This window comes from Photobacterium sp. 1_MG-2023, assembly GCF_030547945.1.
Classification (GTDB): Bacteria; Pseudomonadota; Gammaproteobacteria; order Enterobacterales; family Vibrionaceae; genus Photobacterium.
Map to the genome: position 1 here is coordinate 22,321 of NZ_JAUORR010000033.1, position 23,552 is coordinate 45,872.

Annotated in this window: 17 protein-coding genes; 14 read left to right on the forward strand and 3 right to left on the reverse strand. The window is 49.1% G+C overall.

The window, feature by feature from the left end:
- Positions 1-183: 183 nt before the first annotated feature.
- From Q4579_RS20240 to tssG, 8 genes are all read left to right on the forward strand, one after another.
- Positions 184-606, forward strand: coding sequence for an organic hydroperoxide resistance protein (locus Q4579_RS20240; protein ID WP_211651353.1), 423 nt, complete (start codon positions 184-186; stop codon positions 604-606).
- Between the two features lie 567 nt (positions 607-1,173).
- Positions 1,174-3,084 carry a protein kinase gene (locus Q4579_RS20245; RefSeq protein WP_303566586.1) on the forward strand — a complete coding sequence of 637 codons (1,911 nt, stop codon included), beginning with the start codon at positions 1,174-1,176 and terminating at the stop codon, positions 3,082-3,084.
- The gene (gene tssA / locus Q4579_RS20250) at positions 3,081-4,580 is read left to right on the forward strand and encodes a type VI secretion system protein TssA (RefSeq protein ID WP_303566587.1); all 1,500 of its coding nucleotides are present in this window, start codon (positions 3,081-3,083) and stop codon (positions 4,578-4,580) included. Before Q4579_RS20245 ends, tssA begins: the two co-directional genes overlap by 4 nt.
- Positions 4,581-4,606: 26 nt before the next feature.
- Positions 4,607-5,104: a type VI secretion system contractile sheath small subunit gene (gene tssB, locus Q4579_RS20255; protein ID WP_211651357.1), complete on the forward strand. Its 498-nt coding sequence runs from the start codon at positions 4,607-4,609 to the stop codon at positions 5,102-5,104.
- Between the two features lie 11 nt (positions 5,105-5,115).
- Positions 5,116-6,591: a type VI secretion system contractile sheath large subunit gene (tssC, locus tag Q4579_RS20260; RefSeq protein ID WP_303566589.1), complete on the forward strand. Its 1,476-nt coding sequence runs from the start codon at positions 5,116-5,118 to the stop codon at positions 6,589-6,591.
- 79 nt (positions 6,592-6,670) lie between these two features.
- A complete protein-coding gene (tssE, locus tag Q4579_RS20265; RefSeq protein ID WP_303566591.1) occupies positions 6,671-7,081 on the forward strand; it encodes a type VI secretion system baseplate subunit TssE in 411 nt (136 codons plus the stop codon).
- 11 nt (positions 7,082-7,092) lie between these two features.
- The gene (gene tssF, locus Q4579_RS20270; protein ID WP_303566593.1) at positions 7,093-8,841 is read left to right on the forward strand and encodes a type VI secretion system baseplate subunit TssF; all 1,749 of its coding nucleotides are present in this window, start codon (positions 7,093-7,095) and stop codon (positions 8,839-8,841) included.
- Positions 8,838-9,836: a type VI secretion system baseplate subunit TssG gene (tssG, locus tag Q4579_RS20275; RefSeq protein ID WP_303566594.1), complete on the forward strand. Its 999-nt coding sequence runs from the start codon at positions 8,838-8,840 to the stop codon at positions 9,834-9,836. The genes tssF and tssG overlap by 4 nt, the downstream gene beginning before the upstream one ends.
- Before the next feature lie 139 nt (positions 9,837-9,975).
- Here the strand turns inward: tssG and Q4579_RS20280 are convergent, their stop codons facing one another.
- From Q4579_RS20280 to Q4579_RS20290, 3 genes are read right to left on the reverse strand one after another with little or no spacing between them, the layout of a single operon-like run.
- The gene (locus Q4579_RS20280) at positions 9,976-10,425 is read right to left on the reverse strand and encodes an Lrp/AsnC family transcriptional regulator (protein ID WP_211651362.1); all 450 of its coding nucleotides are present in this window, start codon (positions 10,423-10,425) and stop codon (positions 9,976-9,978) included.
- A gap of 39 nt (positions 10,426-10,464) precedes the next feature.
- Positions 10,465-13,857, reverse strand: coding sequence for a type VI secretion system membrane subunit TssM (gene tssM / locus Q4579_RS20285; RefSeq protein WP_303566595.1), 3,393 nt, complete (start codon positions 13,855-13,857; stop codon positions 10,465-10,467).
- Positions 13,858-13,881: 24 nt separating this feature from the next.
- On the reverse strand, positions 13,882-15,168 hold the full coding sequence (locus tag Q4579_RS20290) for a type VI secretion system ImpA family N-terminal domain-containing protein (protein WP_303566596.1): 1,287 nt from the start codon (positions 15,166-15,168) through the stop codon (positions 13,882-13,884).
- Positions 15,169-15,893: 725 nt separating this feature from the next.
- Between Q4579_RS20290 and Q4579_RS20295 the strand changes: the two genes are divergently transcribed.
- The 6 genes from Q4579_RS20295 to Q4579_RS20320 form a co-directional block, all read left to right on the forward strand.
- On the forward strand, positions 15,894-16,490 hold the full coding sequence (locus Q4579_RS20295) for a hypothetical protein (protein ID WP_211651365.1): 597 nt from the start codon (positions 15,894-15,896) through the stop codon (positions 16,488-16,490).
- 7 nt (positions 16,491-16,497) lie between these two features.
- Positions 16,498-17,850 carry a type VI secretion system-associated FHA domain protein gene (locus tag Q4579_RS20300; protein ID WP_303566598.1) on the forward strand — a complete coding sequence of 451 codons (1,353 nt, stop codon included), beginning with the start codon at positions 16,498-16,500 and terminating at the stop codon, positions 17,848-17,850.
- Entirely contained in the window at positions 17,843-18,346 is a 504-nt protein-coding gene (gene tssJ, locus Q4579_RS20305; RefSeq protein ID WP_211651367.1) for a type VI secretion system lipoprotein TssJ, read from the forward strand. Before Q4579_RS20300 ends, tssJ begins: the two co-directional genes overlap by 8 nt.
- 10 nt (positions 18,347-18,356) lie before the next feature.
- Positions 18,357-19,682: a type VI secretion system baseplate subunit TssK gene (gene tssK / locus Q4579_RS20310; protein ID WP_303566601.1), complete on the forward strand. Its 1,326-nt coding sequence runs from the start codon at positions 18,357-18,359 to the stop codon at positions 19,680-19,682.
- A complete protein-coding gene (gene icmH, locus Q4579_RS20315; RefSeq protein ID WP_303566603.1) occupies positions 19,679-20,461 on the forward strand; it encodes a type IVB secretion system protein IcmH/DotU in 783 nt (260 codons plus the stop codon). The genes tssK and icmH overlap by 4 nt, the downstream gene beginning before the upstream one ends.
- A gap of 695 nt (positions 20,462-21,156) precedes the next feature.
- Positions 21,157-23,552: AMP-binding protein (locus Q4579_RS20320; protein WP_303566604.1), on the forward strand; the 2,396-nt coding region annotated here is incomplete at its 3' end.

Genomic DNA, 23,552 nt, shown 5'->3' on the forward strand with positions numbered 1-23,552 from the left:
CACCTCATGCCGGAATCAACTACAGTTACTTGGATAACCTGAACGAGGAAGGCTTGGACACGGTTGCCAGATCAACGTTCTGGCTGTCAATCAGCCTGATGACGGTGACACTTTCCTTTGCGCCGAAGGCGTGAAGATAACGATTTTTGATGAACGATAGCATTCACTGACTGGAGAAAAGTAATGAAAGTTCTGTATTCAACAAAAGCAACATCCACTGGCGGGCGTGACGGAGCATCCGAGTCAGCGGACGGAAAACTGAAAGTGAAACTGAGTACGCCAACTGAGCTTGGCGGACAAGGGGGCGAAGGCACCAACCCTGAGCAGCTTTTTGCCGCAGGCTATTCGGCCTGTTTTATTGGGGCAATGAAATTTGTGGCCGCGCAGGATGGCATCAAATTACCTGCTGAGCCAAGTATCACGGCTCAGGTTGGTATTGGTGAAAACCCGAAAGGGGTTGGTTTTGCGATTGATGTCGAACTCCATATTTCCGTGGCTGGCATGGCAAAGGACGAGCTGAGTCAACTGGCTGAAAAGGCGCATCAGGTTTGTCCGTATTCGAATGCAACCCGCGGTAATATCCGTGTGGAATTAGTGGTTGCTTAATTTTGGTTCAAAATTAAAAAGGGCTCGATTGAGCCTTTTTTTTGATCTTGCTTCAATTTGCTTGGGTGGACACTCAAGAGAGAAAATATCGTTGAATGCAATATGTATTGAATGAGGTGACTTTATTTTCAGGTTGGCTTTTGATGATGGTTATGCCGATATTTCAGTCGGTTGAAAATTCAGATATTTTTCGCAAGACGACTGTTTTTGAGAAGGATTAAAATTATTTCAAACTAGACTTTAAAATCATTGAGTTCAAGGTTAATATGCATGCCATCTCGATTTGTGAGCAAGATCAAATCCCAATCAAACCCACTGATATCACCTGTCCTGATTCTGACTGTTCGCATGTTTCATTATGAGCTTTCTTATAGTGAAAATGACTTTCTTGGCTATCAAAAAGTCGGAATTTAAATAGGCTATTGAAATACTTAATAAGAGAATTCTAAACTCCTGCCATCTGTTCAATTATGGCTGGTGTCTCCTTTGTCTGAGTCTGGTAATCAACACGTTTCTGCGATTGATGAAGTCATCAACCGTGCGCTGATGAAAAAAAAGAAACGTCAAATGGAATTGGAACTTGCAAGCAAGCCTTCTCTGGAGGAAAGCCTGCGAGCGAAGTTTGATATTCTGGAGACAATCACCAAGCCTGGCCGTGGCACTGTATTGTACAAACTGGCGGATAAAGACGATCCCAATCAGGTGATTTGCTGTAAATCCGTTCAGGAACGCGGGAACGCCGACGCAGAAAAAGCTTTATTGAGTGAAGCAACCAAACTCGAAGTGTGTCAGCACCCGAATGTGGTGAAATTTATTCAGGTCGGTCATGAATTTTCGACCCCCTACTTTTTTATGGAATGGGTTAGTGGCGAGAATCTGACTCAGAAAATCAGTCGCCATCAACAGGGCGGTTTCCGTGCGGATCATATCGCATGGCTGATTTATCAATTGGCAGGCGCGCTGGATTACGCGCATACGCAGGGCGTTTGCCACCTGGACATTAAACCGTCCAATGTACTGGTTGGGACGGATGACGCGGTTCGCCTGGTTGATTTTGGTGCCGCGCAATATATTGGCGAAGACGGTGAGTATGCAGAAGCCAGCCTGAACTACGCCTCGCCGGATTACGTCCGGACCGGGGTTGGTCAGCCGGAAGATGACGTGTATTCCCTGGCTGTACTGGCCTATTGTTTATATCTGGGCGTCACTGCCAGCGCGGAGATTGGCATGGTGATTCACGGCCAGAAACGACCGGTTGTGATTCCGCCTCATGTCTGGAAAGCGATTCAATCGGTGATCAGTAAGCCTCGCTACCATGGTTATACGCCGATTCAGTTTGCCCAGGTACTGGGCCAGATTGACTCGGACACCCCGCTGTCGAACGCACCCTTATTCAGCAGCATGCGGAATGCAGATCTGGTCTTAAGCAGGAAAAAACACAGCGCGTTTGAGGCGGTCGACAGCTGGAAGTCGCTGGAAATCACCCTGATCTGCGCCACGTTGATACTGGTGTCGTTTCTGGTGCTTCGAAACCTGTATACCTTCGCATTTGAGGCGGACAGCCCGGTCGTCCCATCTGAGCCAGCAAGTTTTGTGTACGACGGTAAAGTCTTTCAGCCGGACGATACCTCATGGTTCACCTACCAGTTTTTAAATGAATTTACGTCGGAAACACCGGAGCTTTCTAAAACAGCCGTCGCGATTGTTGAAGCATATGACCGGAAAAAGTCGGAACGGGAAAAACAAATTTATCTGCGTTTAAGTTCGGTGCTGGAAGATGAGCAACAAGCACACCAAATCCGTCAGGAACAACTGACCGCGATTAAAAATGAACTGATTACCATGCGCCGTTTAATGCAGGGCGGAAAAGCCAGTGACTCTGTGCATATTGAAAAACAATTGGCCAGTGCTCAGGGGCGAGTCAATACCTTGCTGCAAAATGAAGGTTTCAACCGTGAAAGTGCAATCACACCCGATGAAGCCCTGAATTTAATGGAAGTCGGTGATGTTGTGTTTGCCCGTCAGGCCTTTGAATCGGCTTGGCAAAAAGCAACGGCGGAAGCCTATTACTATGCCCGTGAAGTCCGGTATCAGACCGTCGTCAAAACACTGGCTCAGGTCTCCAGTTTGATGGACGAAGCGAATTTTAAAGACGCTTCCACCCTGATTGAAAATGCGCAGAAAGTTTTTCCGGAAAGCAAAGATATTCGCACCATGGGCGCATTGCTGTATGCCCGCCGCGGGGAATATATCCTGCGGCAGTCCCTGCAGTCTGATCTGGTAGTGGATAAAAGCATTATTCAGCAAGCCTATCAGGACGTGAAAACATTTGCGCCCGAGCGACTGGCGCAAGTGAAAGCGCAATTAAAGCAAGATATTGAGCAGGGCAGCGAGTCCCAGTTTAAAGCGGGAGCGTTGAGCATTAATGCCAAGAATGTCACCGCAATTGTTTTACCGGATTGGGAGTGGGAAGCATGAGTGATTTGAACACTCGTCTGGATGCATTGTTATCGCCCATCAGTGCGGATCAGCCTGTCGGTGAAGATGCCCGCTATGAGCTGTGTTATGAGCTTATGGAAGCGGAAGTGAAAAAGTTTGGCTCGCTTTTTGGCGAAACGGTTGACTGGCAGGTGGTGGAGCAACAGGCAGAAATCGTGCTGCTCCAGCACAGCAAGGATCTGAAAGCCATGGCCTACATGGGCCGTGCCTGGGCAGAGCACCACGGTTGTGAAGGGTTGAAAGCTGGCTTACAGCTGCTGAAATCAGCCCTGGAGGAATTTGGTAAGGCGCTGTATCCGGCACGTGCCAGAGGCCGGGACGGGGCGATTGAATGGCTGAACAAACAGATCGAGGGGGTCGTTCCGAAGCTGGAAAACCCGGCATACGCCGATCTGGAAGCTTGCGCTGCGCTCTGTCAGGACATCAGCTTTTCAATGAGCGAAGTGTTTGAAGGTTCTGAAGCGTCCATGCTGGGGGCCCGGGATGCACTGTCGACCCAAAGCCGTCAGATGGGTGCGCCACCTTCACCCGAGGTGAGCACGTCCGAGCCTGAACCGGCTCCGGTGGCGGAAGCTCCTGCGGCACCGACAGCCAAGCCGAAGCCGGTGGCAACTTCGCCTGTCCCTTCAACGATGACGTCGCTGAGCGGGGATACCGATAGAAAGTCGCTGGAGCAAATGGCAGAGCATCTGATCCACCAGAACCCGGCGATGCCGCTGGCGTATCAGGTTGGACGTTATCTGACCTGGATGGACGTGGATGAATTACCGCCGCACGATGCTGAGGGCAAAACGCCCCTGCGTCTGCCGGTAAATCAGGACACGCGGGCGGATTATGAGGCGGCTATCTCGGCCAAATCGGTTGATGAGCATTACCGGCGTCTGGAAAAGAGCCTGCGTAATACACCGTTCTGGCTCAGCGGCCACCGGCTGATGTTTGACATGCTTAAACTGATGGGGTTTGACCCGGCCGCTGAAGCGGTGCGCGAAGAGACGCGCCGGTTAACACAGCGTCTGGAAGGCATTGATGCGCTGACGTTTGAGGATGCCACCCCATTTGCGGATGACGCCACCCGGCAATGGCTGGCGGCAGGGCCGTCAGGTACGGGGCAGGGCGTCAGCGAAGGACTGGCAGAGCTGCTGGGTGAGCTGGATGGCGACAATCTGGATGGCGCAGCGCTCGGAAAACTGCTGGTTTCTGCTTCGGCAAAACTGGATGAGGCGCAGTCCGGACGTTCAAAGTTTCTCCTGCATCTGCAGTTGGCCAAATTACTGCACAACAACGGGCTGTTCAGCCTGGCGTTACCGCACCTGGAAGTGATCTGGCCGGAAAGAGAGCGGGTTCATTTGAGTTATTGGGAACCACACCTGGATACCGAACTGGAGCAGTTACTGTCTTCAACACTGACTCAGATTTATTCACGGGAAGAAGCCTTTCCCGATAAGTACAGAGAATGGCTGAAAGCCGTTCATTAACATATAGCTGCTAAGAAGGACAAGTTATGTCTAAAGATGGTTCAGTCGCTCCGAAAGAGCGAATTAATATCCGGTACGTGCCTGCCACGGGCGATGCTCAGGAAGAGGTCGAACTGCCCCTGAATATGATGGTGGTTGGTGATTTCACGGGCCGTGATGACGAAACACCAATCGAAGATCGGGATCCGGTCAGCATTGATAAAGACAACTTCAACGATGTACTGAGTGCATTCGCACCAAACGTGAAAGTGAATGTTGCCAATCGTCTGAGCGACGAAGAAGGTGCGCAACTGGGCGTTGATCTGACGTTTAAGAATGTGAAAGATTTCTCTCCCGAAGCGATTGCCCGTCAGGTCCCTGAACTCAGCAGTCTGCTGGAACTTCGTGAAGCCCTGGTTGCGCTGAAAGGCCCGCTGGGTAACGTCCCGGCTTTCCGTAAGCGTATCGCTCAGGTACTGCAAGACGACGAAGCACGAAACAAACTGCTCAGTGAACTGAGCATCGATGCAAACAAAGAAGAATAAGCAGGTGGCACATGACAACTGAAGCGATGACACCGGAACAGGATGCACAACTGGCTGAATCCGGTTCTCTGTTAGACAGTATTTTGAATGAAACCCGTATGAAGCCATCCGATGAAGGCTTTGACGTGGCGAAACGGGGCGTGGAAGCGTTTATCTCTGAACTGCTGAGTAAAAACGTATCCGACAAAGTTGATCAGTCGCTGGTGGATCTGATGATCTCCGAGATTGATCAGAAGATGTCTGCTCAGGTTGATGAGATTCTGCACTCAGAAGAGGTTCAGCAAATCGAATCGTCCTGGCGTGGCCTGAAGTATCTGGTTGATCAGACGGACTTCCGCGAGAACATTCAGATTGAAGTGATTTCTGCGAAGAAAAACGAAGTGCTGGATGACTTCGACGACGCGCCGGAAGTGGTGAAATCGGGTCTGTACAAGCAGATTTATACCCGTGAATACGGCCAGTTTGGTGGTAAACCTGTGGGTGCGGTGATCTGTGACTTCAAACTGACGTCTGCATCACCAGACATCAAACTGATGGAATACATGGCAAACGTGGGTGCGATGTCTCATGCGCCGTTCCTGACTTCTGCCGGTCCTCAGTTCTTCGGGGTCGACAGCTATGAAGAGCTGCCAAACCTGAAAGATCTGAAATCTGTGTTTGAAGGTCCGCAGTACACCAAGTGGCGCGGCCTGCGTGAGCACGAAGATTCACGCTATCTGGGTCTGTGTACCACAGGCTTCATGCTGCGTTCGCCATATTCTGTGGCCGACAACCCGATCAAAGCATTCGACTATAACGAGAATGTTTCGGCGAGTCATGACCACTATCTGTGGGGGAACTCAGCGTATGCACTGGCGTCTCGTATTTCCGAGTCCTTTGCGAAATTCCGCTGGTGTCCGAACATCATCGGTCCGCAGAGCGGTGGAACGGTGAATGACCTGCCGGTGCATAACTTTGAATCCATGGGTCGTATTGAAACCAAGATCCCAACAGAAGTACTGGTCTCTGACCGTCGCGAATTCGAACTGGCAGAAGAAGGCTTTATTGCCCTGACCATGCGTAAAGGTTCTGATAATGCGGCATTCTTCTCGGCCAACTCGGTTCAGAAACCGAAGTTCTTCGGCAACACGCCGGAAGGCAAAGAAGCAGAAACCAACTATAAGCTGGGCACACAGCTGCCGTACATGTTCATCATCAACCGCCTGGCGCACTATCTGAAAGTGCTGCAGCGTGAGCAGATTGGTTCGTGGAAAGAGCGTACGGATCTGGAAATTGAACTGAACAAGTGGATCCGTCAGTACGTGTCTGATCAGGAAAATCCACCGGCAGAGGTTCGTGGCCGTCGTCCACTGCGTGCAGCACGTGTTGAAGTGTCTGACGTGGAAGGCGATCCGGGCTGGTACCGTGTCTCTCTGGCAGTACGTCCGCACTTCAAGTACATGGGTGCAAGCTTCGAGCTGTCTCTGGTAGGTAAACTGGATCAGTAATTCGTTAAGGAGCGGTGGCTGTGATGCGCTTCTCTGAGGCGCCTGACAGACTGCCGCTCAATTATTTCTGTGGAAATCAATGGATAAAGGTTACCGATTACTGGAACGCATTGAGCTGGGTGAATCGAAAAACAGCTACGATACCGTCGGATCAACTCAGTTTCTGATTGAGTCGATTCATTATCATCTGGCGGATTTGCTGAATACGCATACTGGCAACGCCATGATCGCACTGGATTACGGGCTGCCTGATTTTAATGATGTGCTGGCGGATAAATCCAACATTGTCAGGGAAATCCGGCACAGTGTGAAACAGACAATCGAAAAATATGAACCCCGATTAACCGGTGTTGTCGTCCGGTATATTCCCCACGCGGATAATCCGCTGCAGCTGAATTTTGCCGTCAGTGGCGAGGTGTATCACAACGACAAGAAAACCATGATGAATATCGACTTATCCGTAGGCGTAGACGGTAAGTTTTCTGTATAGAGCCGACGAGTATGACTTATAGCAAGTATTTCCAGGACGAGCTTTCCTTTCTCAAAGAAGCAGGCTCTGAGTTTTCCAAAAGTCACCCGCAGTTAACGAAATTTCTGTCTGAAAGCAGCAATGACCCGGACGTGGAACGGTTGTTGGAAGGTTTTGCATTTCTCAACGGCAAACTCCGCCAGAAGCTGGATGATGAGCTTCCTGAACTGACTCAATCCCTGATTGCTTTACTCTGGCCGCATTATTTGCGCTCCGTGCCTTCAATGAGTATTGCGCAGTTAAAACCACATGAAGCCAGTGTGACGCAAAAAACCACGGTCACCCGTGGCCATGAAATGGCCAGCACACAGGTGGACGATTCGCAGTGTATTTTCCGGACCTGTTATGACGTGGATCTGTATCCGCTGATCCTCTCATCGGTCACACAACAAAATACACGGTCCAACAGCCATCTGAATATCACACTGACGACAGACAGTGGCGTAGAGCTGTCACGTATTGGGTTAGATACACTTCGTTTTCATATTCATGGCGAACTTCATATTTCGCGCATTCTGTATTTGTGGCTGTTTCGTTACCTCGACAGTGTCGAAGTGGTCCTTGCCGGGGGCGGCAGCCGGAAACTACCGGCATCCTGTATTCAGAAAGTCGGGTTTGATGATGATCAGTCCCTGATGCCTTACGGACCCAACTCGTTTTCGGGTTACCGTTTAGTGCAGGAATACTTTGCGATGCCCGACAAATTCATGTTCTTTGATATTGTCGGGCTGGACTGGCTGAAAGGGGTGCCGAACCAGAACACCATGAGTCTGGTATTTAATTTCTCTCGTTCTTTGCCGTCGGAAGTGACGATCCGGGAGAAAAACCTGCGCCTGTTCTGTACGCCGATTGCCAATGTTTTTGATATGGATGCAGACCCTATCCGTCTGGATCACAAACGCACCGAATACCATGTGCGCCCGCAAAGCAGCCGTCAGCAGAACTTTGAAGTCTATTCGGTGAATCAGGTGCGCGGCTGGAGTAACGAAAACCGGCGTCAGGTTGATTATCTGCCGTTTGAATCTTTTGAGCATCAGCTGGGCATTGATCATCAGCGCCATTATTACAATGTGAAAGTCTCGGAGCATGTGACCGGGAAAGGTTTATCGCATTACATCTCTTTCTTTGATCACAATGCCGGCGTTGCCAATCTGGAAACCGAAACCGTGCTGATCAAGCTGACCTGTACCAATGGCAAGTTGCCTCAGCGATTAGCGCCGGGCGATATCAGTTTCACCACGCACAAGTCGACCAACTATGCGGATTTCACCAACCTGACCAAGCCGACGGTGTCGGTCAGTCCGCAAATTGACAGCAGTCTGCACTGGCAGCTGATTGCCAATATGTCGCTGAACTATCTGTCGCTGATTGATACCGATGTGCTGAAAATGATGCTGAGTATTTATGACTTTCACTCGCGCAGCGATCGTCAGTCTCAGCGGGCTTCGGCCAACCGATTGAATGGCATCAAAGCGATCAGTATGAAGCCGGTTGAACGGATTTATCGCGGCTTACCGATCCGGGGCAATCTGATTGAACTTCAGATGGACTCAGCCATGTTTGCCAATGAAGGCGATATGTACTTGCTGGTTTCGATTCTGAATGAGTTTTTCTCGTTGTATTCCAGTATCAATTCATTTTCAGAGCTGGAAGTGGTCGATGTGAAAACCGGTGAAATTTATCGCTGGGACGGTAATCAGGGTAAGCAGGCGGTCATATGATCGAGAAGATTGAACAATCCAGCCATGAGTTTGCCTTCTTTCAGGCGGTGTATCTGCTGGAGGCCAACGCAAAGAAAAAATACCCTGAGCAGTTTGCCTCGGTAGGTCTGGCGAAAACCCAGTCGGAAGAGTTTATCCGCTTCAGGATTTCTCCTGAATTAGGGTTTCCCCGTTCGGATATCACGCAGTTTGATCAGGTGCACTGGGGAGGCCGGGACGTGCCGAACCTGATCGTCAACTTCGGGGGATTGCACGGCACAGGCTCGCCGCTGCCGTCGGCTTATACCGAAAAACTGGCGGGTCGTGATGGGGAAGATAACCCAGTCAAAGACTTTTTTGACTTCTTTCATCACCGGTATTTGTCGCATCTTTACCGGATCTGGAAGAAGTACAGATATCACGTTCGGTATGAATCCGGGGCGATTGATCCGCTGTCGCGGAATCTGTTCAACCTGATTGGTATCTCCTCTGAGCTGAGTGAAGAAAGCGACTTTCATTTCGACAGGGCAAAGCTGCTGTCTTACATCGGTCAGCTCTCTTCCCGCACCCGTTCCCCGAATCTGGTTTCCGGTGTGGTGGCTCACTGCTTCAATCTCAATAAAGTCAGTATCGAAGAGTGGATTCCCCGCCGAGTGAAAATTGCGCCGTCTCAGCTGAATCAACTGGGCCATGTCAATTGTGTCTTGGGGCGTGATTATCACCTAGGGGATCATCTGACCGATATTACCGGGAAGTTTAACCTGGTGTTTCATGATTTGAGCTTTGAGCAGTACTGTCATTTTCTGCCGGGTGAACAGGGCTATGTCCTGTTAAAAGAGCTGATGCGATTTGTACTGCGCGACCCGATGGCCTGGGATCTGAAAATGGAAGTCAGAACCGATGGTTTACCGGCCAGTATTCTGGGCGTGGCAGGCGCAAACAAACTGGGACAGGTGAGCTGGCTGGGTCATGTTCAGGGAGAGAAAGAAACTGTTGTTGTCATTGGCGCGGTGTGATTTTTTCATCGAAAACAGGCACACGGCATCTGCTGCACTTGGCAGCGGGGCGGTGTGCCTGTATTTGTTTCTGATGAACGATAAAGTGAAGTGCGCGGTTCAGTTCACTGAGTGCGATGCTTCTACATTCGTCGGCGCTTCAGCGGCAAATTGGGCTATGGAACACGACCGTCGTGTGTAACTCCTTAATACCGGCAATATTTTCCGCTTCGTCGCACAGTTCATTCATCACATGCAGAGAAGAGGCCTCCAGCAGGGTGATGATGTCAAAACCACCCCCGACCACGCTGATGGTTTTGATCTCCGGGATTTCCCGGAGACTGTCACAGACTTTTTTCTTCCAGCCGTTTTGGCATTTAATCAGTAAATAGCAGCTGGTTAAGCTCGAACTCTTCTGTTGACCAATTTTCGCAGTATAACCTTCAATCACGCCTGACTTTTCCATGCGGGTGATCCGCTCAGCCACTGCTGTTCTGGAAAGGCCCACACTGCGGGCCATATTGGCGATTGATTCACGTCCGTTAACCAGCAGACTTGACAATATCTTCCTATCAATTCTGTCAATGCTGTTGCTATGTAAAGTACTCATTATCTTTATTCTCGACTTTGATTAACCTAGGCGTCCAACTTACTGAATCTGTTCTGGAACAGCGAAGTTGTAGAGTTCCTGCAGCAGGAACGGATTATTAGAATTCGACGGCTTGATCTTCACCGTCATTTGGCGTCCCGATACAAGAATGTCCGCGTTAAATCCACCATCGGCTGTTGGTTGAAGTTCTGACTCGTTCAACAGACGGAAGATGGACCAAAATCCCTCTTTAGCTTTTTTGTGCTGCTCTCCACTTGAAGTTATGTCCTGAATATTGACGTTGACGAAAAACTCGTTGCTTTCCGGTGGCCAGACAAATTGTTTGCTCTTGGCCGGACCGTGGTAGTAATCCAGCGACTCGCCGCCAAAATCGACATTGGCACGAATGGCACTGGAGTCCAGATCGATAAAGCGTGAGCTGAAATCAATCTTGAATTTATTGGAGGTCGGATCAAACAGAACGTTTTTGATCATCGTGTAATTTTTCATCTGCGTGATCATTTCCTGCGACAGTTTCAGCGTTTCACCGTCCACCCGTTTGGCTTGCCACAGGTTGGTATCGTAGAACGGCGACAGGTTATCTTTAATGAACCCGTCCAGCGTACCCTGCGCGGCAAAAAACGCTTCAAAATCTGTCAGTGAAATCTCGGTTGGTGCCTGTTTATTGAACGGATATTTGTTTTGACCAACCAGCGCGAACTGGCTGTATACGTTACTGGTCCACAGTTCCTGAATGCCCAGTTCAGATTCTGAAAGCAGGGTTGCCCAGGCTTGGTGAGCGATTTCATTCAGCCAGCTTTTCACCGGTTCAGGCGTTTTCTGCGCGACTTGTTTCAGGCGCACAATCGGGTCTGCTTCGGTTTCACGCATGCGGGCTTTTGCGGCTGCCAGCGCGGCTTGCTGAACATTCGGTGCATCTGTAATTTGCTTCAGATAAGCACGCAGATTACTCAGGGAACTGATGACCTGATCCCAGGGGGCCTGAGAATTCTCAGTTTCGCTGGTTTGCAGGTTATTAATGACCGCGAATGTTTTTTCGACCCGGTTCATGAGCTCATAATCCGGCTCAATCACTTTCTCTGCCGTCGCTTTTAAGGCATCAGCGGCTTGATTCAGACGTTGGTCTTTCGGTGCTAACTGAGCCAGAGCAGACGCTTCCGGCGAATACTTGGTATTGGTATACAGCAGGTTCAGAATCGTACTTAAAGGCGAAGCCGGGCCAGACATAATGTCGATGGCGTTGGTCATATCCACGATATTGCTGAAGCGCTTGAAGCGCAGATCACTGATCGCTGTCCGCCAGACGTTGATGTAATCATCGGTATACTTGCGGCGCACTTTAGCCTGGAAGGCTTTCAGTTCTTCTTCAGACGGCTGGGTGTTGTTCGACAGTCCCAGCACCCAGTTGTCGGCAATCAAATCCTGAGACAGAGATTCAGACAACGGCCGGTAGAAGGTTGTAAAACCTGTCGCGGTGTAAATTTTATTGATGTTTAACTCATCCTGATTGCCGTTGTTTGTTGAGAATACTTCCCCGAAATTAAAGCCAATCGCACGCGGAATGCTCAGAACACCCAAATCTGCATCACGGCCACTGTTCAGAATCTGGCTGTAGGCAATATCAACTTTAGACTGAGACAGCAGCTCACGGCGTGTTGTCCGGACCAGATCCCAGTTGATCTGAATGGCCGGAAAATTGGTTTTGAAATAAACAGCCAGATAGTCTTTCACATTGGCATAGCTGCCTTGTGTCCCAAAGTCGTCCGCGATGATCCGGGAAATAGACTTCAGCATGAAGCTGTAGTCCCGCTTATTTTTTTCACTCAGCATCAGGTAGGTTTTGAGCAGGTGCAGTTTTTCCTGATGAGACAGATTGTTTTGGGCCAGTTTCTGACGGATATGGGTTTCAATCAGTGGCATCAATTTTTCGTGAACGCTGTCCAGCAAATGGCGATAAGCGATTTGCGTCGTTTTATCCAGTTTGTCCACGTTGATATCAATCATTTTCTCATCCAGCAGGCGGCTGGCATCCACCCAGGCCAGATAGAGTGGCTGAATGCCGTTGGAGGTCGTCGCAATCTGCTGGCTCAGTTGTGCCCGGCTGTCTTCCTGCGTTTGATCGGCGGCCACATCCAGCAATTGATTGATAATAGAGATATTATTTTGCGTGGTCGTCAGGAAATAGTAACCACTCACACCCAGTAAACTCACGCAAGCGGCCATGGTGATCCGGCTTTTACGGATCAGTTGTTTGAGGTGGCGCTTATTCTCACCGGCAAAGTTTGCTTCTGGCAGGACCTGCTCATCGATAATAAACCGGGTAAACAGCGGCGATTCTGTCAGTTGATCATGTTCCGACGCGATCATCGGGACATTGAAATAATTACTGCAGCCTTTGGCCAGTAGGTTGTATTTCCGTCCACCCTGATGGCTGGACGTAAAATACAGTCCCCGGATATCGACCATATGGAAGCCGTCTTTTTCCAGGCGGACTTTATTGAGTGTGTTTTTCAGCAGGTCATGACACAGCTCGAACTGTTTCGGGAACGTGACCAGCGCACTGTTATTGACCAGAGAGCGTTCCATGGCCGCGCAATCCAGTGTGCTTTGTTCCATCTTACTCAGAATGGCGTAGAAGCCGTTGTCAAAAATGTCATTGAGTGTGCCTTTCGCATCTTTGAGCGAAATCGACAGGTGTTCCAGCTGTGCTTTCAGCGGACTCAGGGAAACAAACTCTTTGAACCCCTGCAGTTTGTCGATCTTCGACAGGAAGACATACACGGGCAGGGCACTGTAAGTGATATTTGTGATGTCACTTAACCGGGTATTGATGATATCCAGAATGTAATCGCGCTGGGATTCTTCCTGTGTGATCAGAAACTCCAGATCAACCACATAAAGGCAACCGGCAAAGGGTTTGCGTGGTTTGGTTGCGATGATTTTATCCAGAAATGCTTTCCACAGTGTCTGATCCGTATTGGACGTATCCTGATAAATCAACCGTGGCGCAGGCTTGATGTAAATGGCGTGATCAGACTCGTACCAGACGAAATAATCTGTCTGCAGGGTATTTTTATGATCAATGGGTTTGATCGCATGTGAGCTGGTCAGCAGGGACGTTTTGCCTGACTTTTTATTGCCCAGCAACAGGTAAATCGGCTTGTGGCTGTTTCCCTTCAGCAGCGATGCCAGCAGACCTTTCAGTGTTTCTTCTTCGGTTTCGATGTCTGTACTGGTTCTGGATTTCCGCTTTTTCACTTCATAGCCGATGTAGAGCAGGACTGCAGCGATAAACACCAGTGCGATAGGTCCCCAGGTCAGGTAATGACCCGGAGATAAGTCCAGAACGAAGTATGCGAATACGCCATAGAGTACAGAAAGCAGTACGGCGGAGAGCAGAATCACTACTCCCGGAGTTTTCAGTTTACGCATCAAGATATAACCCGCCTGTCGTTGTTATTGGTTTTGTTCTTTGTATTGATTTGCGATTTCCATAAGCCGGTACTGGTAAGCACTTAAGGTTTTCTGTGCTTTTAAAATGTCGTCCTGGCTAATGTGACCTTTCTCCAAATAATCTAAGCGACCAAGGAATGGGAAAAGAGTATTACTGAATTTATATGCGGCATTGGTATTGTCGCTGTCATCGACCAGTGCGGCGTTGGCAATGATGGTCCTTGCTCTCTTAAATTGTTGATTAATCGACTGATAATCACCGGACAGCGTCGCTTTCCCTGCGTGATATTGCGAAACAGAGGCTTTCGCGGCGATTGAATCCGGATACAGTAAATTCACGTTCTCTGCGAGCTGCTCCAGAATCTGGTGGTGATAGACCCGTTCCGGAAAAGCCGTCCAGTCCTGCATTAACGCATTGGTCCGGGCCAGAACATCTTCTTTCAGCCGGTTTTTGAAATAGGGTTCCGCGAGAATCAGCTGCCCGGTGATTTTTTCCAGTTGTGCAGCCGATGCGGCAGGAATATCCCGCTGATAAAGATACTGGCGAACTGCGGCAATTGAGAACACCAGGCAACCCAAGATGAACACCGTCGCTAACCAGTAGCACCATACCGGAAGCTTCTGTTTGTTTTTATGGGGTTTTTCGGATGTCTCCGTTGGATTCGTATGAGATTGTGTCTCAGGTCGGTGCGTGGGAGCGGCCATGACCGTCGACTGACTTTTTTTTCTGGATTTTTCCTTTTCGGCCAGTTCGTCCAGATAGTCTTTCCATTCCGTAAACTGTCGACGGACCGGGCCCAGCGAGGGCGCCTGACTGCCCAATTGCTGCTGTAATTCTTTTTCTAAATTCAGGGCAAAACGATGCCCGGATTCAACCAGCGCCTGATCTTTCAGGGTCACCCGGATTTTTTTCAAAGCGATGGGCAGTTGTTCTGCAATCCAGTCGAACGACTGAATTCTGGCATTGGGTTTATGAACACTCGGGTAGGCGGTATGCCAGTAAACGATACAGAGGTCATTGAGCACACTCAGCCCGTTCACTGCGCCTTTTAAGCCTTCAATACGGCAGGCTGCCACACAGTAATAACTGGCACAGCGAAAATCTTTACTGTGGGAGGTCAGCAAAATTTCGGCGGCAGAAAAAATCTCTCGCCACGGCGCAGGGGACACGACACTGCTGAGTCGGTTCACGTTGCGCTTGAGATCAGAAAACAGATCCAGTGAGCGTGGATCTTGACCAACTGGCGACTGCGCCGATATTGGTCGAAGTGCAATATCAGTGAATTTCATTGTGATTTAGCCAACTTAAAAATAATAAGCAATAAAATCTGTGGTAGCTGAAAAACGCTGAGCAGCCACGGCCAGATCGGGTTCTTTTTTTAGTTTCCGATGAGAATTTTTCTCTCTTTTTTCATCTCTGAGGATTTGATTGATATTCCTTTAAATCATCTTGCCCTTTCGATTCGTCATTCGGGGCTGTTTATTGTCAATAAACGAACTTCGTTTTGTATTTAGCACCCTTTAATTGAGAACATTCTAAACATATCAAGTATACGAAACTAAGTGTATGACATATTTGCTGGGTTAAGATCACAGAATCATTCCCCCTGCACTCTAGGTCTCTGTTTTTATTCGTTGTTATTGAAATATTGCCGATTTCTGATGCTGTTGTAAATAATATATTGATTGTTTTGTTCTTATATAACCTATTGAATGCATTGATTTTTAAATTGTTTGTGATTTGTGTTCCATATGTGGAATACAGAATTTAATGTGCACTAAAAAAATTAAGTGGAACAGACTTCACAATTCAATTTCAGATAATTCTGACAGATTTGTTTTGAATGACGTGGTTAGGGAAGCGGAGTGAGGTGTTAAATTCACAGGTTTGTCAGTGAAAGTGAAACTATCAGCAGGCAAAATAACTAAATTTATAGAGGGGCCAATGAAGGCTTGAATTCATTAATTCATGCGTTTATCTTTCAGAGGTTTTTAATTTAGTGAACGCGAACATTATGCCTCGTCTTCTGAAAGTATTTTTTGTTTCTTATTGTTTGATTCATGCGACGACTGCCTTTGCCAAGGGGGAGCGCTTTGGTGTGACTGGTGCTTACTACGACTTTACTTCCACTGCAGAAGAAGGTGAGGCCGGTGAAAACCAAAGTCTGCGTTGGGGGTTGGTCCATACCCGTCCCATTGATGATAACAGTGCCCGGTGGCGCTGGTGGTTCGGTTTGAATTATCTGCAGGACAGCATTCCGGCACCTCAGAATGGCATCTACCAGGAAATCACCAACTATGAGTTCAGGGTGTTGCCCCAGTATGCGTTTCCGATTGCGAGCTGGCTGACGCCCTATATCGGTGCGGGCGTATCTCTGGCTTACAGTGAGTACGACGAGCGCTGGATTGTCGATTCAGACCAGTTTAAATATGGCACCCAGCTACCGGATAAAAATGCCTTTGAGGCAAGTTTGTTGCTGAATGCCGGAACTGTCCTGAAAATCGGCAGCAACCCGGATGCTCATTTACAGTTAGTGCCGCAGGCGACTTTCATCATTCCTGTGAATGACGGCCTGGGCGGCATTGAGTTTTCTCTATCCTTATTATTCTAAATCGCTTATGACGCACAAAACGCTCATTCTCACAGTGAACAGTGCCCCGGAAGAATACGTCGGGGTGAAGAAAATGGAATTTGACAGTCAGGGCGGAAGTATCGGCCGTAGTGCTCAGTGTTATTTTCACCTGGAAGATCACAATAAATACCTGTCTGGGACACATGCGCTCATCACCAGTTATAACGGTGAGTTTTATCTGAATGACATCAGCACCAATGGCACCTTTATTAATGGGAAGCGGGCTTTGAAAAATCAGCCTTCTGCCTTACAGGAAGGGGACGCGGTGTCCGTGGGTCGTTATGAGTTTACGGTGCATTTTGAAAATCAGGTCCAGCATATCAATCTTGCTGATGACATCATGCCGGAAATGAAAAGTATTGACCCGGTCGAAACCCTGGATGTCATTTTGCCGCCGAAACCAGAGGAAATGACAGAAGGCACCGTGGAAGAGCTGTTCTTACCGAAAGATACCAAAGCGGATTCCACGGAACCTTTGTATCATCTGCAGGACGAAGACGACGTGTCTGAATCGTTGCTGAAAGATGAACACCCTCAGCCTGAAGTGGACTTAACGCAACACCACCAACAGCGCCAGATGCTGGATGACAGTGATAGCATTCACTCAGAAATGGATATCCCCAGCCTGATCCCGGAAAACTGGAATTTTGGCTCGGATCAACCGAAGCCGCAAGCTAAACCAGCCGCAAAGCCTCCGGTCCAGCAGTCAGCCCCCGCTCCGGAATATGTGCCGGAACCTGTGCTGCCCAAACAGCAAGCCGTTGCTGAACCCGTGACGGAACCGCGATCGGTTGGTCTGCCTGTTACAACCGGGGCGCTGACTGCTGTGAACCAATCTGCTGAATCTGCTTTTCTCGATGGATTGGGCTTATCAGCGCAGCACCGGCATCTGTGTGATGACAACTGGTACAAACAAATGGGGCTTTGTCTGAGAGCTTGCCTGAATGTGATGAATTCGGAGCTCAATCAATCACTGGCTTTCGCAGGGGAACACGGAAAGGCGCAAACACACTTGCTCGACAGCATGATGTCGCTGTATCAAGACTCGGTGCTTGATCCTTCAGAACTGGTTGAGCATATCCAGGAAGAGCTGGAGATTCATCGGGCGCGCCTGAATCAAGCGAAAGCAGCCCTGTTTCAGCAGCATCTGGAAACGCTCTCCCCAACGGTCTTTGATGCAGAAAACCGGGGGACCTGGCTGAAAAATCAGCGAACCTGGCATGCCTATCAGGCGTACTTCGCGAAACAGCAATCTACATGGCAATCTGAACCGGAAGACGCTCTGAACGACAGTCTTGCGGCAAAGTACAGAGAACTCACACAGGAGCAAAATGCGTAATTACTTACTGGGATGTTTTGCGGCATTTGCACTCTCCGGCTGTGCCGTCTGGGAACAGTTTAAAGACACAGCGGGTTTGATCCCTGAAACTGCAGAGATTGAAGTGCAGATTTCGACGGATAAGAGTCTGAATGTACGCCCGAATGGGCTGTCGTCCCCAGCCATTCTGAGAGTCTATGAGCTTTCTTCGCCCGTCCTCTTCCGGAGTCTGGATTTTTTCTCATTGTTTGAAAATGACAAAGCCGCACTGGGAGATGAATACATCAAACGGTACGAGTATCAGCTGGAGCCTGGGCAGGATTTAACCGAGTTTCTGAAACTCCAGCCGGAAACCCGTGCTGTCGGATTTGCCGTGGCTTTCCGGGAGATCAATGGCACCAGTTGGCGAACCATTCATACGGTCGAGGAACGGAAAAGTTATTTTCTGGACGTGAAGTTGAAGAATAACGTGTTAGCGGTGGAACACACCCAAGGTGTAGAGCAGATTTATTTCTAAGGAAGTTAGTATGTCATTGTATAACCCTGTTGTCTGGCAAGACGGGATGTTTATGAAACCGCAGCATTTCCAGCAACTGGATCGGTTTCATTCTCAGCAGATGAGCTTATTCACCGCGTTCAGTGCACCGTTGAACTGGGGGATCAGCCGACTGGAAATCAACCATGAATTGTTGAAAATGGGCAAGATTGGCGTCACGGTCGCAGAAGGGATCCTGCAGGATCGCACCCCTTTTGCGCTCCCGGCAGAAGCCCCGGCGCCAGCACTGCTCGAAGTAGATTCTTCAACCGTCGATAAAGTGGTTTATCTGTGTTGTCCGCTGCCGTCTGAGCAGGGGGAGCTGTACACGAAGTCGGGTGATGGTGCCCGTTATCACTTACAGGAACAGCAAGTTGTCGATTGCCTCTACGACAGCGAAGATACCACAACCATTCATGTGGGCAGTCTGAACTTCCGGCTGATGCTGGAAAGTGATGATCGCTCTGCGTATACGTCTATTCCTGTGCTGAAAATTTCTGAAGTGAAGAGCGACGGCACGGTGCTGCTGGATGATAAATTCATTCCGACTTGTCTGGATATCCGCGCTTCTGCTGTACTGACTAAATTTGTGACTGAATTTGCCTCTTTGCTCAAGCATCGCGCTGAATCGATCGTGTCACGCCTCGGGGTGGTGGATCAGCAGGGCGTCTCTTCAGTGGCCGATTTCATGTTACTGCAGGTTGTGAACCGACTGGAACCGGTTTTCTGGCATATCGCAGGCCTGGAAGGGGTCCATCCTGAAACCCTGTATCGCGTGCTCTTGCAGGCAGAAGGCGAGCTGGCAACCTTGTGCGCGCCTTCCAGACGCCCGGAATCGTATTTACCTTACAATCAGGGCGAACTGACGGATTGTATGTGGTCGCTGATCAGCCGGAACCGGATGAACCTGACCGTGATGTCGGAGCAGCGTGCAATCCCACTGGTGCTGAAAGAGCAGGGATACGGTGTCCGTGTCGCGAATATTGCTGATCGGGAAATTATCCACACCACCACCTTTATTCTGGCTGTGAAAGCGGATGTCACGCTGGATGTGCTGCACACCCGGTTTGTGTCTCAGGCGAAAGTGGGCAGCCTGGAGAATATTCGTGATCTGGTGAACTACCAGTTACCAGGGATTGCCATTAAACCCATGCCGGTTGTGCCAAGACAGTTACCCTATCATGCCGGGTTTACTTACTTCGAGCTGGATAAAGCCTCTGAAGAATGGCAGGCGCTGGCTGCTTCGTCTGGCATTGCGATGCATGTTTCCGGTGACTTCCCGAATCTGGAACTGCAATTGTGGGCGGTCAGATTATGAGTTCAATTGAAGATGATGTAACCGTCGTCCTCTTCCAGTCAGAGCCGGGCAAACCCATGGAGGTGATGCCGGCGCCAGAAGTACCGCGCAACATTGCGGTGAAACAGCTGGAAATTCAGAAAATGGGGATCAACACGCTGGTGGACGAGTTCACCTGGGTGCTGGCTTGTCTGACGTGTATTCCCTCGATTCCCTGGCTGGATGATCCAACGCCTTTGCGCGAGCAGATCAGCCGTGAGATCCAGGAATCAGAGAAGCGGTTATTACTGGCAAATACGGATCGTGCATCATTACTCGTGATGCGCTACTGCGTGTGTGCTGCGGTAGATGAAGCCGTGTACAGTCAGGAGTGGGGGGAGAAGAGTAACTGGAGTACAAACAGTCTGCTGGCTGAGTTTCATAATGAAACCTCAGGTGGTGATAAGTTTTACACCATTCTTGAGCGTTTACGACAGGATCCCAAGCGCTATCGTCATCTGATTGAATTTCTGTACTTCTTATTGCAGGTTGGCTTTAAAGGCAAATATGGTCGCGTTGATCGCGGCAATGAAAAAATCGCTGATATTGCAGATACGATTTATCAATTGATCAGAGAAGACCGGCTGGCCGATCAGGAAAAGTTGCAGTTGGTCAACTTAAAAGCAGCATCGCTCAGTCGCCCGTTGAGACGGGTGATTCCGCCAAAACTGATTATGGGGGTCAGTGTTGGTTTAATCGCTGCAATGTACGCGGCAACCTATCTGGTCATAGACTTGAAATTTACTCAGTTGGTTCAGTAAGCTTGCAGAGAATTGAATTTGACATTGAAAAGCGCGATTCATCGCGCTTTTTTGTGCCAGATCAATCAATATTTGAATACAAGTTTTATGGGAAATAATGATTTTTGAAAATTCCTGTGATGATGAGTTGAAATAATTGATGGTCACGTCATTAAGAGGGGTTGGGTTGGTGTTGATGCAAAGGGAGTGATTCGGGTCTCTATCTATAGTTATAATTATAAATGATTTTGTCATTTGTTGGGGGCGGGCGTAATCAGCATTTTATTGTGTTAATTTTTTTGTTTCTCTGTTTTTCATTTTAATGTCAATTTAATATTAAGTTAATCATTTGCGACTGACTTCAATTTATAGCTTTAATCTATCTTTATCTGTATTGACGTGGAATTAAATGGAAGGCATCTTCTCGGGGCGCAGGTGAGGCCCATCTAGCTCTGAAAATAAAAATTAAACCACTAAAATAACAGCGGATTTTTCTTCCTGTCTCTAAAGGTATAATTGAATGGCAGAATGATTATGACTGCAATTTATATGCGTTTAGAGTTTGTTAAATATAAGTTGTTTATTGGTTCATCCGTTCATTCAAATGTCACGGTAATGCTCATTTAATATAGTCTGCCTCCCATACCAATTGAGTTTAAATCAATTGATAAAATCCTGTGCAAAGTGAATGATTCAATTATTAAAAGGATATTATTTTGTTTCCTCAGACCTTTTCTTTGCATCCAACTCAAGAAAACATCTTTTACGATCAGGCGCTGACGCCATTAAGTACTCGGTATAATGTCGGGGCTTATACGTTAGCAAAGCATATTGATCCCCTGATTCTGCAGCATGTCTGGTCACTGCTGGTGGCGAACCTGGATGCACTGCGTCTGACCTTCAATGTTTCTTCTGATGGTGAGGTGCGGCAAATCCTGTCGCCTGAGATTGGTGACGATACCGTTCATATCGTTGATTTTAGCGCCAGTTCGACACCTAAAGCAGATGCGGAGCTTTGGTTGAGTGAGGATATGGCGCAGCCATTCGACTATCTCGGAGACAACCTCCATCAGTTGACGTTGATCAGGTTGGATAACCATACCAGTTACCTTTTTATTAAGCTGCACCATCTAATTTGCGATGGTACGGGGATGTACCAGCTTCAGCAGTATTTACACCAGCTTTATCAGGATATTGTGGACCAGCAGAACCACGAGTGGCTGAGCGATATTCCTCAATATCAGCCTGTTGCTGAACGGGCCAGACAATATCTGGACTCGCCTCGATATGAAAAAGATCAGGCGCATTGGGCGGCGTTTTTTCAGAAGCATGAGATGACTTGCCTTTCCGCCCGGTATCTTAAGAAAGGGAGTCATTACTCAACCCAGGCTTTGCCGGAGGCGTTCAAGCATGCCATGCAGGATTACTGCGAACGACACGGTGTGACGGTGCAGGCGATGTTGTTTGGCGCAGTGAGTGTGGTGTTGTCACAGATGAACGGCCAAACCGAGCTCTGTTTCAGTACGGTGACTCATGGCAGGCAAGGACGTCAGGGCATGCAGGTTGTCGGGATGCACTCAAATGAATATCCGGTCGCGATAACGGTGACTCCTGAGGCGGCCAGTCTGGATTACATTCGAGACTGTATGCGAACACTGAACAGTGCTTTGCGACATTGCCGGTATCCGGCAGCCCATCTGAGCCGGCTCGCGCGTGATTACGGGGGGGCATTGCCAAACGTGACGGTCAATTATGAAGCCTTTGGTAAAGAAAGCTCCGGGCATCAAAGAACGCGAGTATATGAGCAAGGCATCAGTCAGGCACTTTTACTGAGGCTGAAAGATTATGATCGTGACAGCCCGTTCGTCCTGTCAGCCCATGTTCTGGACGCATTTTTTACACCGGAAGAGAGTCAGACACTGATTGCGCGAGTTGTGAAAGTGCTCACGACCTTTGTTGAGAACCATGCTAAGCCAGTCGGTGAAATTGACCTGGTTTCAGGTGATGAAAAACACACTTTACTGACCATTTTTAATCAGACCGAAGTACCATACCCGAAGGACCAGAGTCTGGCGGCGCTGTTCGAGGCTCAGGTGGCAAGGACGCCGGACAACATTGCACTGGTGTTTGAAGGGCAGTCCCTGACCTACGGTGAACTGAACAGTAAAGCGAACCAGCTGGCGCGGCAGATCAGGCTGGTGTACCGAGAAACGCATCAGGCAGCGTTGCCCGCCGATACTTTGGTGGCACTGTATTTCGATCGCAGCCCGGAGATGGTGATCAGTATTTTGGCGGTGTTGAAGGCTGGGGCGGCTTATGTGCCCATCTCGCCGGAATACCCGACAGAGCGCAGTACGTTTATCTTAGGAGATACCCGGGCGCCGTTGGTGATCACTCATGCATCGCAGCGGGAGAAAGTTGAGGCGCTCGTGTCGACAGGACAGGATGCGCGGATGATTCTGGCCGACAGTGTTGCGTTGCAGGGAATGCCGGACGGAAATCTGGACAACGGTCCGTTGCCGGAAGATCTGGCCTATGTGATTTACACTTCAGGGACCACAGGTCAGCCGAAAGGCGTGATGGTGGCGCATCAGAGTGCGGAAAACACGCTGCGATCGATGAAGGCTGTTTATGATTTCGACCTTTCAGGAAGCCGGGTTTCCTGCTTCAGCCAGTACACCTTTGATGTGTCTGTTTCTGAAATGTTGAATAGTTTGCTTTTCGGTGGTGAGTTACATTTGCTGGGAGAATCGTGTCGGAGAGATCCGCATGTACTGAGTGCGTATATTGATTCGCAGGCGCTCAATATCCTGTATGTGCCGCCGGTGGTTTTGGCTGCGTTACCTCAGAAGCAACATGATTCTTTAAAGACAATCCTGTTTGCCGGTGAGTCTTGTGACCCAGAGGCTTGTCTGTACTGGCACCAACATTATGCGCTGTATAACTTTTACGGCCCGACTGAGGCGAGTATCTATGCGGCAGGGAAGTTAACGGAACGCCGTAACCTGAATGAGATTGGTCAGCCCATCAGCAACACCCAGCTGTATGTGCTGGATGATCATCAGCAGCTGCTGCCGCAGGGCGCGGTGGGTGAGCTGTACATCGGCGGGGC

Excerpts from the sequence above, each read along its gene's own strand:
- Q4579_RS20240 (WP_211651353.1), top strand. The coding sequence starts at position 184 with ATGAAAGTTCTGTATTCAACAAAAGCAACATCCACTGGCGGGCGTGAC.
- Q4579_RS20245 (WP_303566586.1), top strand. The coding sequence starts at position 1,174 with ATGGAATTGGAACTTGCAAGCAAGCCTTCTCTGGAGGAAAGCCTGCGA.
- tssA (WP_303566587.1), top strand. The coding sequence starts at position 3,081 with ATGAGTGATTTGAACACTCGTCTGGATGCATTGTTATCGCCCATCAGT.
- tssB (WP_211651357.1), top strand. The coding sequence starts at position 4,607 with ATGTCTAAAGATGGTTCAGTCGCTCCGAAAGAGCGAATTAATATCCGG.
- tssC (WP_303566589.1), top strand. The coding sequence starts at position 5,116 with ATGACAACTGAAGCGATGACACCGGAACAGGATGCACAACTGGCTGAA.
- tssE (WP_303566591.1), top strand. The coding sequence starts at position 6,671 with ATGGATAAAGGTTACCGATTACTGGAACGCATTGAGCTGGGTGAATCG.
- tssF (WP_303566593.1), top strand. The coding sequence starts at position 7,093 with ATGACTTATAGCAAGTATTTCCAGGACGAGCTTTCCTTTCTCAAAGAA.
- tssG (WP_303566594.1), top strand. The coding sequence starts at position 8,838 with ATGATCGAGAAGATTGAACAATCCAGCCATGAGTTTGCCTTCTTTCAG.
- Q4579_RS20280 (WP_211651362.1), bottom strand. The coding sequence starts at position 10,425 with ATGAGTACTTTACATAGCAACAGCATTGACAGAATTGATAGGAAGATA.
- tssM (WP_303566595.1), bottom strand. The coding sequence starts at position 13,857 with ATGCGTAAACTGAAAACTCCGGGAGTAGTGATTCTGCTCTCCGCCGTA.
- Q4579_RS20290 (WP_303566596.1), bottom strand. The coding sequence starts at position 15,168 with ATGAAATTCACTGATATTGCACTTCGACCAATATCGGCGCAGTCGCCA.
- Q4579_RS20295 (WP_211651365.1), top strand. The coding sequence starts at position 15,894 with ATGCCTCGTCTTCTGAAAGTATTTTTTGTTTCTTATTGTTTGATTCAT.
- Q4579_RS20300 (WP_303566598.1), top strand. The coding sequence starts at position 16,498 with ATGACGCACAAAACGCTCATTCTCACAGTGAACAGTGCCCCGGAAGAA.
- tssJ (WP_211651367.1), top strand. The coding sequence starts at position 17,843 with ATGCGTAATTACTTACTGGGATGTTTTGCGGCATTTGCACTCTCCGGC.
- tssK (WP_303566601.1), top strand. The coding sequence starts at position 18,357 with ATGTCATTGTATAACCCTGTTGTCTGGCAAGACGGGATGTTTATGAAA.
- icmH (WP_303566603.1), top strand. The coding sequence starts at position 19,679 with ATGAGTTCAATTGAAGATGATGTAACCGTCGTCCTCTTCCAGTCAGAG.